The organism is Candidatus Binataceae bacterium (genome assembly GCA_036495685.1).
In the GTDB taxonomy this organism is placed as follows: domain Bacteria; phylum Desulfobacterota; class Binatia; order Binatales; family Binataceae; genus JAFAHS01.
In genome coordinates, this window is record DASXMJ010000075.1 from 18,623 (window position 1) to 32,015 (window position 13,393).

Below are 13,393 nucleotides of genomic sequence, written 5' to 3' on the forward strand. Positions count from 1 at the left end.
GTTCCTTTTACTACCACATTGGCTCCTCATTTCCACAATCAAAGGTGTCACTTCGCTGGCATAGCCTCGCGGCGTCGGGTTCCGCGCCCCTTGCGGTGCGATTTTTTCGGGACCGGACCGCTCGAGTTCCGTGCTAGCGCAGGGCGCGGGGTGCACAGACTGAGTGCGCGTGAGTCGCTCGGTGCATGGCGGACGCACGCGACCCCGTATTCGAACTTGGAGGCGGCGTCCCCATATTAGATGCGCGGAGGCTCATCACTAGAAGTCAGACACAAAGATTCTGCCCGGATGCAGAACTGGGTGTGGTGGCGCTTAGTTCTGCCCTTCGAGGCGATTCACGCACGAGCCGAAAAACAGATGGTCTCGTTCGGCAGGCGGACGCGGCCGTCGCCTCCCGCGAACTTTCCCACCGCTTCAGCCAGGGCGGTTTTGACGCGCCCGCGCTGGTCAGGGGTTAGCTTCGCCATCATCGCCTGCGCACGGCCCAGCTCACTTCGGAACTCAACGAATTGATCCGCGGAGGCGAACTCGAAGGTAACGATCATGGGTTCGATGGCTATCTCCGCGAAGCCAGCTGCTTCCAGGGCGGATTTTAGAATCGAAGTATCCGCAAGCCGAGTCGGCTCCAGGGCGTCGGGCGGCGCGGGCTTCAATCCGGCAATTTGTCGCACGGCGTCGGCCGCCAGGAAGATCATCGGCACCTTGTCGCCCGTGTTCCACACGGCGGTCGCGAAGCCGGCTCCGGTTTTAAGCGCGCCGTGAATCCTGCGCACGGTGGCCGTCAAGTCGGGCATGAACATCAGGCCCCAGCGGCACACCGCGGCGTCGAAACTGTGCGCCTCGAGCACCATGGTCTCGGCATCCGCTTCAACGAAGTTGATATTGCCAAGGGCCAGAGCGCTGGCGCGTTCCCGGCCAATCGCAAGCATGCCGGGCGACTGATCGACGGCAACCACCATGCCTTTGGGACCAGCGACGCGGGCGGCGCTCACCGCAGGTTCGCCGTTGCCGGTAGCGATATCGAGAACGCGGTCACCTGCTTTGATGCGCGCCAGCTCCACCAGCCGTGAGTTCACTCCTTGCGCGGCCCGCTCGAAATTGGGCCACCACTTTTTCCATCCCGCCGCGGATTCATCCCAACTGAGGCGTTGCTCCTGCTTGAGACTGGCTGCATCCGGCATAAGGCGACTCTCCTTTCATGGACCCAAACGAGTTTGCATCTCAAGCTTACTCCGCGCTTCGCAGAGGAAGCCGTCACTCCCTTCCGTCGGCGGAGCGACCTGAGCTCGGTAAGAATCACTTTCGCAACACGATAACCCCGCGCAACTTCGCCAGCTCCACCGGATAGTCCTTATGTATCGCCGCCGCAACGGGAGGCGCGACCCCGTGGTCTCGAAGCAGAACTACCGATGCATCACGATGCGCGCGCACAAAATCAACCGTCTGCCCACGCTCGGCAGACGGCAGATAGTAGCGCACCACCGAAATTGAATAGGCCGGGACCGCGGTCATCGCCTCTCCCGCGCGAAGATTCGCTGCGCCTAGAGCTGCCGCTTCCCGCCACTGCGCGTCATGCGCCCTGCGATCGAACACCGCGACATGACCCAGCGACATCGCGAGCACGATAAGCAGCGCGGTCGCGCGCCATCGTTGCTCGTGCAGTTCCCAAATCCCGATTCCCACCAGAATAAAGAACGGCACGAAGCAGGACAGCGCGTAGCGCTCCACAAACAGCGGCCTTAACGCGTACGACGCCATCACCATCAGGACTGGTGGCGCCCACATCCAGAGCAGGCCGAAGCGGATAGCGTCGGGTCGGTGACGCCACCCGCGCCATACACCATAGGTTGCGGCCAGCACCAGAACCGGAAAAGCAAAAGTACCCGTCGCCTTGTTGAAAAGCGCGACCGGTTCCCAGATGGGCGGAAGGTTTATCCAGGTTATGGCGCCATTCTCGACCGCATTGGTGGCGCCGCGAAGTGCCGGCATTGCAAATGCGAAAAAGGCAAGCGCCGCCAGCGCGAGCGCCGCCAGCAGCGACCAGGCACGGCGCGATTCCGGATTCCGCAGGCGCATTCCGGAGCGCATCAACAAGTACAAGAGCCACAAGCCTTCAGTGGCGGGAATTAGCGCAGCAGCAAAGTTGGCAGCGATCGCGATGATCGCGAATAACGCGGCGCCCAGGTAGCTGGTCCTCCCGCCCCGGCGGCTTGCGCGGACGAAAAACCCTACCTGCAGCAGGGTCGCCACCAGCATGACCGGGTACATGCGCGCCTCGCGCGCATACTTGATCGTGACGAGATTGGCCGCGTATACCACCGTGCCGAGCGCGGCGATCAAGAGCGCGTCGTCGCGAGCGGCCGATCCGACACCCTCTGACTCAGGCGGTGGACGGTTTAGTTCCCAGGCAATCCAGAACACGATCAGGATCGAAATCGTGCCGAGCGCGGCCGAGAGCGACCGTTGGGCGACGATATCGTCGCCGAACAGCACCATCCATCCATGCAGGGCGAGCTCGTGCACGGCCAGCTTGCCCGGGTTAAGCCGTGCCTGCAGGGCGACCACACCGCTCAGCGAAGGCGCCGCGGCCGCGGCCCACGAAGCGCCCTCGTCATCGGACATTTCCAGCCGCCCGAGATCCGAGAAGCGGAGGTAACCGCCAAGTACAATCGCTATGAGGAGCAGGAGAAGCGCGACGCGTCGCATCGAAAACAGAATACCGATTCTCCCTGTCTCTATTGACTGAGCGCATCCACGCTGAGGCCACCCATCACGAGATCGAAAAGCAAAGGCGAGAGCGGGCCAGCCCGTGGAATTGAACTTCTGATCCACTCACGCCCACCGTAACGCACCGCGCTAGGGCCGAGGTTCGGAGGTCGTTTGCCCCAGCCCGAACTTAGTCGCAAAATGCAAGCGTTTTGGCGTGACAAGGTGAAAGCGATGCCGATTGAAGACTTCTTTGCGCTGCTCAAAAAACACCTTTCAGAAAAAGATCTGACTCGCATGATGGAGTTTACCAACGCAATGGCCCCGGAGCGGCGCGTCTCGTTCATGCAATTTCTTTCCGAGCGCGAGACTCACGCGCCCGTAGTGGGTGCTGACGCCCCCGACTTTGAGCTGCCAAAGCTTGGCGACAACCAAAGAGTGCAGCTTTCTGCATTTCGCGGACACAAACCGGTCGCGCTGATTTTCGGCAGCTACACCTGACCTCCCTTTCGTGCCCAGGCTGGGCACCTCGAGGCGCTCCATCGTCGCTTTGGCGATCGCGTCGAGTTTTTTGTCGTTTATATCCGCGAGGCGCATCCGATCGACGGCTGGCAGGTGGAGGCGAATGAACGCGAAGGCATCCTCTTCGCGCAACCGACCTCGCACGGCGCGCGCGCCGAGGTCGCGCGCGTCTGCTCACTTAAGCTCGAGCTCTCTATTCCGACGTTGGTCGACGACATGGACAATTCGACCGACCTCAAGTACTACGCCCTGCCCGACCGGCTCTACCTGATCGGCCGCGATGGAAGAGTCGCATACCGCGGAGGTCCGGGTCCGTTTGGGTTCGTCGCTGCAGAGCTGGAGGAGGCTATCGAAAAGTATCTCAGCGCGAACGCTTACGCGGGTGCACCGGCGAAATAGACATGGTGGCTTGCAGGCTGCCTACGCTCTCGCACTTGGGGAGGGAACTCAAAGCCCTTTCTTGAGTTCGGGTGCCGGACGGAATCCCACCGTGCGCGCGGCTGGAATTGTCATCGGCGAGTTGGTTCGCGGATTGTAACCTGCACGTGCACGCCGCCTGCGCACCGTGAAGGTGCCGAACCCGGGGACCCAAAACCGCTTGTCGCGTCGGATGGCACGCGCGATGTGCTCGAAGGCGATGTCTAGCGTGTCACCCACCCGCTTCTTGGGCTGGCGTGCTGCCTTGGCCACGATTTCGATAAGCTCTGCTTTGGTCATCGACGGCTAGCCTTCCTTTGGGCAATGTTCGCCGTCACACAATGGGGTGATCGTCACGCTAAGGGCAAGACGCGCTCTATGGTTTGTCCACCGCCAGTTTGGGAGGAGGGTAGCGGCGATCGATCTCCCGCCACAGCAGCCCCCATCGCACTCCCTGATCGCTCACGGTGACCTCGTTGGTGCCGAATCGTTCCAGGATGTGCTCGAGGATCGTCGCCCCTGCGAAAAGGACGTCGGCGCGCCCTTCCGGAAGGCCGGGCAGCTTGCGTCGCTCGACCAGCGGTAGCGAGCGAAGCAGGCCAATCACTCGACCGACCTCCGCCCGCGACAGGCGATGTCCGTGAACCACACCCGAGTCGTAGCTGTGCAGGCCCAGCGCGACGGCACAGAGCGTCGTCACTGTGCCGGCAATCCCGACCAGGCACGCCGGGCGAAAGTGCCATCCCAGGCCATCCAGCGCACCCTCGATCGTGGCGCTTAACGATGCCGTGTCTGCATCCGAAGGCGGATCGCTGTGAACGCATCGCTCAGTGAGTCGGACCGATCCAATTTGCAGGCTCACGAGCTTGAGTTCGGCGCCAGGTTCGGCACCAATCAGTTCCGTCGATCCTCCACCAATATCGACGATCAGCAGCGCCAGCGACGGATCCAGACGCAGGCCGCGAACGACGGCCAGATGTGACAGCGCTGCCTCCTCGGCACCGGGGATTATCTGCAACTCGATGCCGGCGCGTTCCTTGACCCGCGCAATGAACTCCGATCCGTCGGCGGCATCGCGCAATGCAGCGGTTGCCGCGGCCGCTATCCGCTCGACGCCCAATCCCGCGGCCGTTGCGGCAAACTCCTGAAGGGCGGCGAGCGTAAGCGCGCAGGAATCGGGATCGAGCCGCCCGTTCTTATCGACCCCGCGGCCGAGCCGCGTGATGCGGGAAAGCTCCGCCAGGATTCGCGGCTGCCGGCGCTCGTCGACCTCGGCGGCGAGCATCAGGACGGTGTTCGAGCCGATATCGAAGGTCGCGAGCTTCATCGCGGATCGTCAAGGGCGGCGGCTGGCGCAGAAGCGGAGGTCGAGGGCTCGATCTGATTACGCGCGATCCATTCATCGATGGCACGCAGCGCCCGCTCACCCATCGCGATCTTCTTCTGGCGCCCGCGCAGCCGTCCCGGGAGCTCGGGCATGAGGCCGTAGTTCGCGTTCATCGGTTGGAAATTCTGGCGCGATCCATCGGTGATATAGGTGACCAGCGATCCAAGCGCCGTCTCGGCAGGCGGTCTGACCAGCGGACGCGAGTCGAGCAGTTTTGCAGCGTTGATCGCTGCGAGCAATCCCGCCGCCGCCGATTCGACGTATCCCTCGACCCCCACCATCTGGCCGGCCAAAAAAAGGTCGTGGCGCATTTGCAACTGCATGGTCGGTCTGAGCAGCCGCGGCGAATCAATGAATGTGTTGCGATGGAGGGAGCCAAGTCGCACGAATTCTGTGTGCTCCAGGCCGGGGATCATTCGCAGCACACGCCGTTGTTCGGGATAGGTCATCTTGGTCTGGAAGCCCACCATATTGTAGAGGCGTCCCTCGCGATCGTCCTGGCGAAGCTGCACCACCGCGAACGGACGTTTGCCTACGCGCGGATCGCTTAAGCCCACCGGACGCATCGGCCCGAAAGCCAGCGTCAGCGGACCGCGGCGCGCCATCTCCTCAATCGGCATGCACCCTTCGAAGTAGACAGGCTTCTCGAACGGATGAAGCTCCACCTTCTCCGCCAGCGCCAGAGCATCGACAAAGGCGTAATACTGGCCTTCGTTCATTGGGCAATTGATATAGTCGTCGCCTCCCTTTGCGTAGCGCGATGCGCGGAAAGCGAGGTTCATGTCGATCGTCTCCGCGGTGACGATGGGCGCGATTGCGTCATAGAAATAAAGGTTGCGCGGACCGATGAGCTGATGGAGCGCCTCGCCCAACGCCGCCCCGGTGAGCGGACCGCTTGCGATTATGGTGGGACCGTCGGGAATGGCCGCGACTTCCTCGCGCACGATTTCAACCAGGGGATGCGACTGCAGCGTCGCGGTGATGAAAGCCGAGAAATCCTCGCGATCGACCGCCAGCGCCGCTCCGGCAGGTACCCGCGCACGGTCCGCCGCAAGCATGACCAGCGAGCCGAGACGGCGCATCTCCTGCTTAAGAACGCCAACCGCGGTTTCCATTGACGCGTTGCGCAATGAATTGGAGCAGACCAACTCCGCCAGATTTCCGGTCTGATGGGCTTCCGTCATCCTGAGCGGGCGCATCTCGGACAGCCGCACCCGCAGGCCGCGACGCGCGAGTTGCCAGGCGGCCTCGCTCCCTGCGAGTCCTCCCCCGATAACATTGACGGCTGACCTTTCCACGCGCGTGAGAGACGCCGATCGTGCCCCCTTTCGATCCCGCTGTAAACCGCTGTCGATCCCGCGGCGGACGACTCGACTATAGGACAGCAAGCCGGTTTTCAAGACCGAGACCTTCGGAGGAAAGATCGATGGAAGCAATTATCAAGGAATCAAGTCTCAAGCAGTTGGCCACCAGGGATCGCGCCTGGAGCGAGGCGATCCGCTTCGAACGATACTGCCTGCTCAATGAAATTCCCGGATTGGCATTCGGCCTGTTGGCGATTGTCTACCTGGTGACTTCGCTTCTGGCCTTGGCTTAGTCAGGGATCTGACGATTGCGTCGTAAGCGGTGTCGATCTGGTGCATCCCCGTTCGACTATGAGCAGGCGAGGGCGAGTCAGGAAGAAAGGATCATGCGCGTCGGCGGGTTTTCGGTGGTTGCAACGTCTAACACTCTGATCTATCGACTCCGCCCGGACGCGCGAGGCGAAGGGACGAACATGGCGTGGGCTCGACCTCGTCCTGCCGTCTGGGCCGGGGACCAAAGGAGCGATCCCGCGCGACGTTGAACGATGAAGTACATGCTCCTCATTTACGAGAACGAAGCGGAATGGGATGCCCTGAGCGAAGCACAGCAGCGCGCGGAGATGGGCGAGTACCTGCGCTTTACCGACGATATCCGGCGCACCGGGAACCACGTGTCACAGGTGCCGGTGGCTCCCCTGGCGCCGACCACCACTTCGACCACCGTGCGGGTGAGAACCGGCAAGACGATGCTGACCGACGGACCGTTCGCTGAAACTAGGGAACAGCTCGGCGGTTTTTACATTGTCGAGGCCGCCAACGCCGATGATGCAATTGCGCTGGCGGCTCGCATCCCAGGGGCACGCCGTGGTTCGGTAGAGGTGCGCCCTTTTCGCACGGACCAAGACTGAGGGAGAGACGACTATGAAGTACGCGATGATGGGCGCGGGGCTTCGCGCCGAGGTTGGCCGCACCCCGCCCGCCGAGCAGGAGCGTCGCATTCGCTGTCATCAACAGGCGCTTAACGACCTGTTACGGGCGCGGGTCGTTGCCGGCCGTACCGGGTTGATTTTTGTCTCGGTCGGGTTGGGGCCATTTCACGGCGGTGAGGGACAAACCCTGAGCGTGCGCAATCGCGAAGGCAAGCGCCTTCGAACGGACGGACCCTTTCCCGAAACCAAGGAAGTGGTGGGCGGCTTTGACATCATCGATTTCGCCTCGCGCGAGGAGGCGATCGAATTTGGCAAAGTCAAAAACATGCACGCCACCCATATCGAGGAAATTCGGCCGATTCGGGAGTTCTGGTGGATTTCCCATTCACCCAAACTCGCCGAAGCGAACATCTTCATGCTCAGTTCGGTGGAGGACGGACGCGGGGCCTCCGACCTCTCCCCGGAAGAAAGAAAAAAACTCATCCGCCAGCATCAGGCGGTCGGCGCCGAATACGTGACCCAGCGCGGGATGGTCGACGGAAAGCCCGGGCTTTGGGTCGGCGTGCGGCTGGGTCCGCCCGGCGAGGCAGTTACCATCCGGCGTGACACTGGTGAGCCATGCTTGGTCGACGGTCCCTTCGCCGAGACCCGCGAGCTGCTCGGCGGCTTCAATCTCGTCGCGTGCGACTCATTCGACGAAGCCATCGGCTGGGCCGAGAAGCTAACGCCGCGCGACGGTGACACCATCGAAGTCCGGCCTGCGGATGGCTTCTGGTGGATCTATCACGAATAGGGCGTAGCTCAGTGCATTCATGTCCGGCAAAGCAGGCAAGTCACTTGTAAGGACGGTTTGAGAAGAAGGAGAAGGCTATGAAGTTCATGCTGTTGATCGTAGGTGGAGACCCCAGGCTGCCGCAGCCGACCGAGGCTCAGATGGGGTCGATGTTGGCGCAGTTCGAGAAAATCGGCGCAGATCTCAGCGCGCAGGGGAAACTGGTTCACTCAGCGCGTCTGCGTCCGAACGCAGAGGCCAAAACCGTCAGGCTCGGCAGCGACGGCAAACGCGTCATCGTCGATGGTCCCTTTACGGAGACCAAGGAAGCAGTCGGTGGCTACTACATGGGGGATTTCGTGTCTGAAGCGGATGCGATCGAATGGGCCAGGAAATTCCCGCCATTCTTCCATATTGAAGTCCGCCAGGTCTGGGAAATGTAGGGGTGGGGCGCAGGCCAGCCCCTTCCTTCGGTTTCGGAGCGCGCTGGTTTAACGCTTAGTGCCTGTGGAGCGTTCACAATGAAATTCATGTTGTTGATCATGAACGGAGATCCAAACAACCCGCCGGCCAAGGAAACCGACTACCCAGCGATCTTTGCACAGTTTCAGAAGCTCACCGCCGATCTGCAGGCGCAGGGCAAGTTTCTGCATTCAGCTCGGCTGCGCCCTGAGGCGAGAACGGTGCGCGTGGGGACGGATGGAAGCCGGACGGTCACCGATGGTCCCTTCCTGGAGACCAAGGAGGTAGTCGGCGGTTACTTCCTGATCGAATGCCCCTCTGAAGCTGAAGCGCTTGAGTGGGCGAAGAAGTTTCCGCCCTTCTTCAACGTCCAGGCGCGCCAGGTCTGGGAGATGTAGCGGGCGGGCTTCCGGCCGGCGGCCCCTCACTAGGTTGCGCGTGCCGCACGATGAGGTAGCCTCATCTGAGCGGCAATATGGAACACGAGGCCTTCGCTAGATTCTACCGCGACGAGTTCGGGCGAATTCTGGCCAGCGTCATTCGCTCGATCGGAGACTTCCAGCTCGCCGAAGACGCAGTCCAGGAAGCCTTTGCCGCGGCGCTGGAACAGTGGCCGCGAGATGGGATGCCGGATAACCCGCGCGCGTGGATTGTCGGCGTCGCGCGCAACAAGTCCATCGACCGAATGCGCCGGCAATCGCGCTTTGCAGAACGCAGCGATGAAGTCCGCCGGATGATCGAGGCCGAGCACGCCTCGGCGACACCCCCGATGTCTGATAGCGCCGTGCCCGACGAACGCCTAAGCCTCATTTTTACCTGTTGTCATCCCGCGCTCGCGCAGGAGGCGCAAATCGCGCTCTCGCTACGGACCCTTTGTGGTCTCTCGACCGACGAGATTGCACGCTTGTTTCTGGTGCCGCCCGTAACCATGGCCCAGCGGCTGGTGCGCGCCAAGCGGAAAATTGCCGCGAGCAAGATTCCTTATGAAACTCCGCCGCGGGAACGTCTGGCCGAACGGCTCGACGCGGTCATGACCGTCGTCTACCTGGTTTTCACCGAGGGGTATGCCGCGACCGCGGGCAGCGAACTCGTGCGCCGCGATGTGGCAGCCGAGGCCATCCGTCTCGGGCGGATTCTGATCGAGCTGATGCCCGATGAACCGGAGCCGCGCGGCTTGCTCGCGATGATGCTGCTCCACGACGCACGGCGCGACGCACGCGTCGACGAGAAAGGGGAGCTGGTGCTGCTTGATGAGCAGGATCGCACCCGCTGGCATCGCCCGCAGATCGACGAGGGCCTGATGCAAGCGGCGGCTGCGTTCAACGTTCCGTTTCCCGGACCGTACGCGATCCAGGGGGCGATCGCGGCGGAACACGCGCGCTCGTCTGCTCCTGCGCAAACCGATTGGCCGCGCATCGCGCAGCTCTACGCGATGCTGCTGGAACAGCGCCCGAACCCGGTGGTGGAGCTCAACCGAGCGGTGGCGATCGCGATGGCACAAGGTCCCGAAGCGGGGCTCACGATGATCAGCGAAATCGAAGCGCGGGGCGAATTGAACGACTATTACCTGATGTGGTCGACCAAGGCCGACCTCCTGCGACGCACCAACCACCTGGCGGATGCGCAGCAGTGCTACCGCCGCGCGCTTGCGCTGGTCCGCTCCGATCCCGAGCGCAATTTTCTCAAACGCCGCCTCACGGAGGTTTCGTCGTAGGCGCGTTCTCGAGCGGCGTGGCGCATCGACTACCAGGGAGCGCGCCGCTGGAGGGGAACCGCGCGTGAATTCGTCCAAAAAAAGGGCCTAGCCAACCGCGGACACGCGCGGTAAAAAGATTAGGTTTCAATTCGCAACCAAGGTGGAGGTATTTTGCAATGCTCAAAGTCTATGGCACGTCGCAGTCCCGCGCAGGCCGTGCGCTGTGGTTGGCCGAGGAACTCGGACTCAAATTCGAGCACATACCCGTGGGTCTTGCCGATGGTGGCACGCGCAAGCCCGAGCATCTGAAACTCAACCCCAACGGACACATCCCGGTGATCGATGACGATGGCACCATCCTGTGGGAGTCGATGGCGATTAATCTTTACCTGGCCGAGAAGTACGGGAAGGCTCCTTTTTGGCCCTCCAACCCCGGCGACCGCGCCCGCGCGTATCAGTGGAGCTTCTGGGGGATGACTGAGACCGAGCCGCATCTTATCGCGGTATTTCGCAACCGCATGATGCTTCCCGAGGATCAGCGCAGCGAGCAGGCCGCAACCGAGGCGCTGGAATCCCTCAAAGCGCCGCTCAAGGTGCTTGATGACCACCTCAAGGGGCGTCCCCATCTGCTGGGTTCGGATTACACGGTTGCCGATCTCAATGTTGCCTCGGTCCTGCTCCTTGCACCGATGATCGGAGTCGATCTGTCCGGGGTTCCGGCCGCCAAAGCATGGCTGGAAAAATGCCTGGCGCGTCCGGCCGCGCAAAAGATGCGCAGTTACAAATAGTCGGCCCAGCCCAGGAAGCCGCGGGTCGCGCATTCAAATAACAGGGGTGCTTGTGCCTCGAAAGTGGGAGCTATCTTTTCGGCTGACACCAGCTTAAACGACCGTCAGCCGAAAGATTAGCTGCTCAACGGTTTGAGAATGATCTACGCGCGTTGTGAATGCCAGGGTGTTGCCCAGATTGATTAAAGTCGTCTTTTGTAGCTTTATCTTACCTAATACGTTCTGCATTGCGTTTCGTATCGTTGATTTCTGCTCAAGAAGGGAACCTTTGACTCCGAGTGTACGCGGGAAACACAACGTGGGCGCGTTCCACTTCGCTCGCGACTCGCGAAAGACGAACCGACCGAGGGTCCGTTGATAATCATCCTCATTTAGGGCTGGACAGCACGGCCGTCTCTAATTTCAACCACTCCCCTGAACGGACGGTGACGTTCCGCACCGGCATGGAACAACCAAACGTGAATTCTGACAACTCGAAAGATCCAATCCTTCTAGTCTCCATTCTAGTCTCCATTCGAGTATGTGATGGAAAGGAGGATCTAATGAGGGCACTACGCATCATCTTTTTGGCGGGTCTGATTTTCGCGCTGGCGGGCAGCGCGTTTGCCAGCAACAAAGGCGGCAACGGCAACGGCGGCTACGGCAACGGCAACGGCAACAGTGGCAAAGGCTATCAAGCACCTGAGTTCGACTTGAGCGGGCCTCTAAAATATGGGCTGCTGGCTATTGCGGGAGGCAGTGTGGTTCTGCTCGAGCGTCGTCGCAGGCGCCGCCGCGCGTCGTTGGCAAAGTGAGCGCAACCCCAGTCATCTGGGCCTAGATTTCTCAGCCTGATCTCTTCCACAACCTCGACCTCACCACGAAGCACGCGACAATCACCCCCGCTTGAAAGCGGGGGGTGAATCCTCGCCTCTCAGAATCTCTCCCTCGAGAGGGAGACCCAGAGAAAAGCGGAGAGCCTTCGAAGCCCGCCTCAAGCCACGGGATCAGCGGATTTCTGCTGGCTGTTCGATTCCGATTACCACGCAAAACAGCGATCGCGCGCGGCCTTCAAGTTTCTGGAGCGCGCGATCGGGATAGAGTCCGCCCGCGATCTTCTGAGGGTGCCAGCCTACCCCACTATTGATGGCTCGGCGCGATGGTCTCGTTCGGATTGCGGCCGGCCGCGGGTGCTGGCGGCACCGAGCGACTCGGGCTTCCGCGCGCCTCGCCAGTTCGTTTGTGTAGTGAAGACGGTTCGTCAAGCGCTCTGTCGTTAGTCCCGGTCGATTGCCCGGCCCATGCCTCGCGCCTATCAGGGGCGATCTCGCAATCGTCCGACTCTGCCAAGATTTGCGGCGAAATTGGTCACCCCACCTCACCGACTTGGAGTTCTTAGCCTCGCCAAGGGTCCACTGTAGGCCGTTGCCCACAAAAAGTGGACGGAATCACCACGTGGTGCTAATAGAACGGGCGGTTTGCGAAAGGAATTAGTGATGAAAGCAGCAATTCTGGCCGCTCTTTTTCTGGCCGCCAGCGCGGTGGTTCACGCCCAGGCAACCCCGGTACCTACACCGCAGGGCTCTGCACTTTGGAATCCTAATGTCACCCAGACCGGTTCGGACTTCCTTACGGAATACAACGGTAGCGCCCTGACCGGTGTCGGTTCACCTAACGCCACTATGACCCTCAACTCAACAAATCCACCACCCACCTATCAAGTAATAAGCAGTCCGCAAAGTATGGTCTTCGACCTTAACGGGAACATGTTTGTTTCCTCTCTTAATGGCCCGAACGGCGGCTGCAACAACGGCGATTCGATCCTGTACTACAGCTTCCTTACCCTCGTTGCGACCGGTTCCGGCGTTAGCGTGCCTGTTCCCGATGCTGCCATCGTGGATGATGGTAGCTCCAACGCGGTCAACTGTCCTATCGGTATGACTTTCGATACCAGTGGCAATCTCTGGCTCGCCAATGGTCTGTCGAACGGACCGAATGGTGCGGGGAATATAGTAGAATTTGCTGCTACCGCTATTGGCAATCTTAAAGGTGCCACCCTGATTACGCCCGCGAAGATACTTCTTAATGACGGCGTGGTTGGTGGTTTGAATTCCACCTCCGGACTGAAGTTTGACAGCCAAGGTAATTTGTGGGCTCCACAGACTATCGCAAACGGCAATACGGTTTGGCAGAACCTGTTTTGTCCGGGGACAGGGCAGTGCACGGCCGCGGACGCTCAGAAACCGTTCTCATCGTTCATCGCGGAGTTTTCCGCCGCACAGCTTGCCAGCGCCACTTCTACGCCGCCAACTATCGATCAGCCCGCACTGATTCTTGTGAGCCCTGTCTTTGGCCCCCAGCAATCAGCCCAACTGACGGCCATGGTTTCTCTGTTCGATATAGCAATCGACTCGGCTAATAACCTTTGGGT

At 61.0% G+C, this 13,393-nt stretch carries 15 protein-coding genes; 10 read left to right on the forward strand and 5 right to left on the reverse strand.

Going from position 1 to position 13,393, the window contains the following annotated elements; translation table 11 throughout:
* Window positions 1-335: 335 nt before the first annotated feature.
* Both VGI36_08430 and VGI36_08435 read right to left on the reverse strand, forming a co-directional pair.
* Entirely contained in the window at window positions 336-1,181 is an 846-nt protein-coding gene (locus VGI36_08430) for a methyltransferase domain-containing protein (protein HEY2485162.1), read from the reverse strand.
* A 115-nt stretch (window positions 1,182-1,296) separates the two neighbouring features.
* On the reverse strand, window positions 1,297-2,622 hold the full coding sequence (locus VGI36_08435) for a hypothetical protein (protein ID HEY2485163.1): 1,326 nt from the start codon (window positions 2,620-2,622) through the stop codon (window positions 1,297-1,299).
* A 402-nt stretch (window positions 2,623-3,024) separates the two neighbouring features.
* Between VGI36_08435 and VGI36_08440 the strand changes: the two genes are divergently transcribed.
* Window positions 3,025-3,627 carry a deiodinase-like protein gene (locus tag VGI36_08440; GenBank protein HEY2485164.1) on the forward strand — a complete coding sequence of 201 codons (603 nt, stop codon included), beginning with the start codon at window positions 3,025-3,027 and terminating at the stop codon, window positions 3,625-3,627.
* A gap of 48 nt (window positions 3,628-3,675) precedes the next feature.
* Here VGI36_08440 and VGI36_08445 read toward each other — a convergent pair whose 3' ends face one another.
* The 3 genes from VGI36_08445 to trmFO form a co-directional block, all read right to left on the reverse strand.
* Entirely contained in the window at window positions 3,676-3,945 is a 270-nt protein-coding gene (locus VGI36_08445) for an HU family DNA-binding protein (GenBank protein ID HEY2485165.1), read from the reverse strand.
* 76 nt (window positions 3,946-4,021) lie between these two features.
* Window positions 4,022-4,972, reverse strand: coding sequence for a Ppx/GppA phosphatase family protein (locus VGI36_08450; GenBank protein HEY2485166.1), 951 nt, complete (start codon window positions 4,970-4,972; stop codon window positions 4,022-4,024).
* Entirely contained in the window at window positions 4,969-6,330 is a 1,362-nt protein-coding gene (trmFO, locus tag VGI36_08455) for a methylenetetrahydrofolate--tRNA-(uracil(54)-C(5))-methyltransferase (FADH(2)-oxidizing) TrmFO (GenBank protein HEY2485167.1), read from the reverse strand. Before trmFO ends, VGI36_08450 begins: the two co-directional genes overlap by 4 nt.
* A gap of 128 nt (window positions 6,331-6,458) precedes the next feature.
* Here trmFO and VGI36_08460 point away from each other — a divergent pair, with 128 nt between their 5' ends.
* The 9 genes from VGI36_08460 to VGI36_08500 all read left to right on the forward strand — a co-directional run.
* Window positions 6,459-6,629: a hypothetical protein gene (locus tag VGI36_08460; GenBank protein ID HEY2485168.1), complete on the forward strand. Its 171-nt coding sequence runs from the start codon at window positions 6,459-6,461 to the stop codon at window positions 6,627-6,629.
* A 252-nt stretch (window positions 6,630-6,881) separates the two neighbouring features.
* A complete protein-coding gene (locus VGI36_08465; GenBank protein ID HEY2485169.1) occupies window positions 6,882-7,244 on the forward strand; it encodes a YciI family protein in 363 nt (120 codons plus the stop codon).
* 13 nt (window positions 7,245-7,257) lie between these two features.
* Window positions 7,258-8,058 (forward strand): YciI family protein, encoded by an 801-nt coding sequence (locus VGI36_08470; protein HEY2485170.1) that lies wholly within the window; start codon window positions 7,258-7,260, stop codon window positions 8,056-8,058.
* Between the two features lie 77 nt (window positions 8,059-8,135).
* Window positions 8,136-8,480 (forward strand): YciI family protein, encoded by a 345-nt coding sequence (locus VGI36_08475; GenBank protein HEY2485171.1) that lies wholly within the window; start codon window positions 8,136-8,138, stop codon window positions 8,478-8,480.
* A 78-nt stretch (window positions 8,481-8,558) separates the two neighbouring features.
* Entirely contained in the window at window positions 8,559-8,897 is a 339-nt protein-coding gene (locus VGI36_08480; GenBank protein HEY2485172.1) for a YciI family protein, read from the forward strand.
* 77 nt (window positions 8,898-8,974) lie between these two features.
* Window positions 8,975-10,213: an RNA polymerase sigma factor gene (locus VGI36_08485; protein ID HEY2485173.1), complete on the forward strand. Its 1,239-nt coding sequence runs from the start codon at window positions 8,975-8,977 to the stop codon at window positions 10,211-10,213.
* 158 nt (window positions 10,214-10,371) lie between these two features.
* Window positions 10,372-10,983, forward strand: coding sequence for a glutathione S-transferase family protein (locus VGI36_08490; GenBank protein ID HEY2485174.1), 612 nt, complete (start codon window positions 10,372-10,374; stop codon window positions 10,981-10,983).
* Between the two features lie 542 nt (window positions 10,984-11,525).
* Window positions 11,526-11,777 (forward strand): hypothetical protein, encoded by a 252-nt coding sequence (locus VGI36_08495; protein HEY2485175.1) that lies wholly within the window; start codon window positions 11,526-11,528, stop codon window positions 11,775-11,777.
* Between the two features lie 681 nt (window positions 11,778-12,458).
* Window positions 12,459-13,393, forward strand: a 935-nt coding sequence (locus VGI36_08500) for a hypothetical protein (protein HEY2485176.1), incomplete at its 3' end; no start/stop codon positions are given.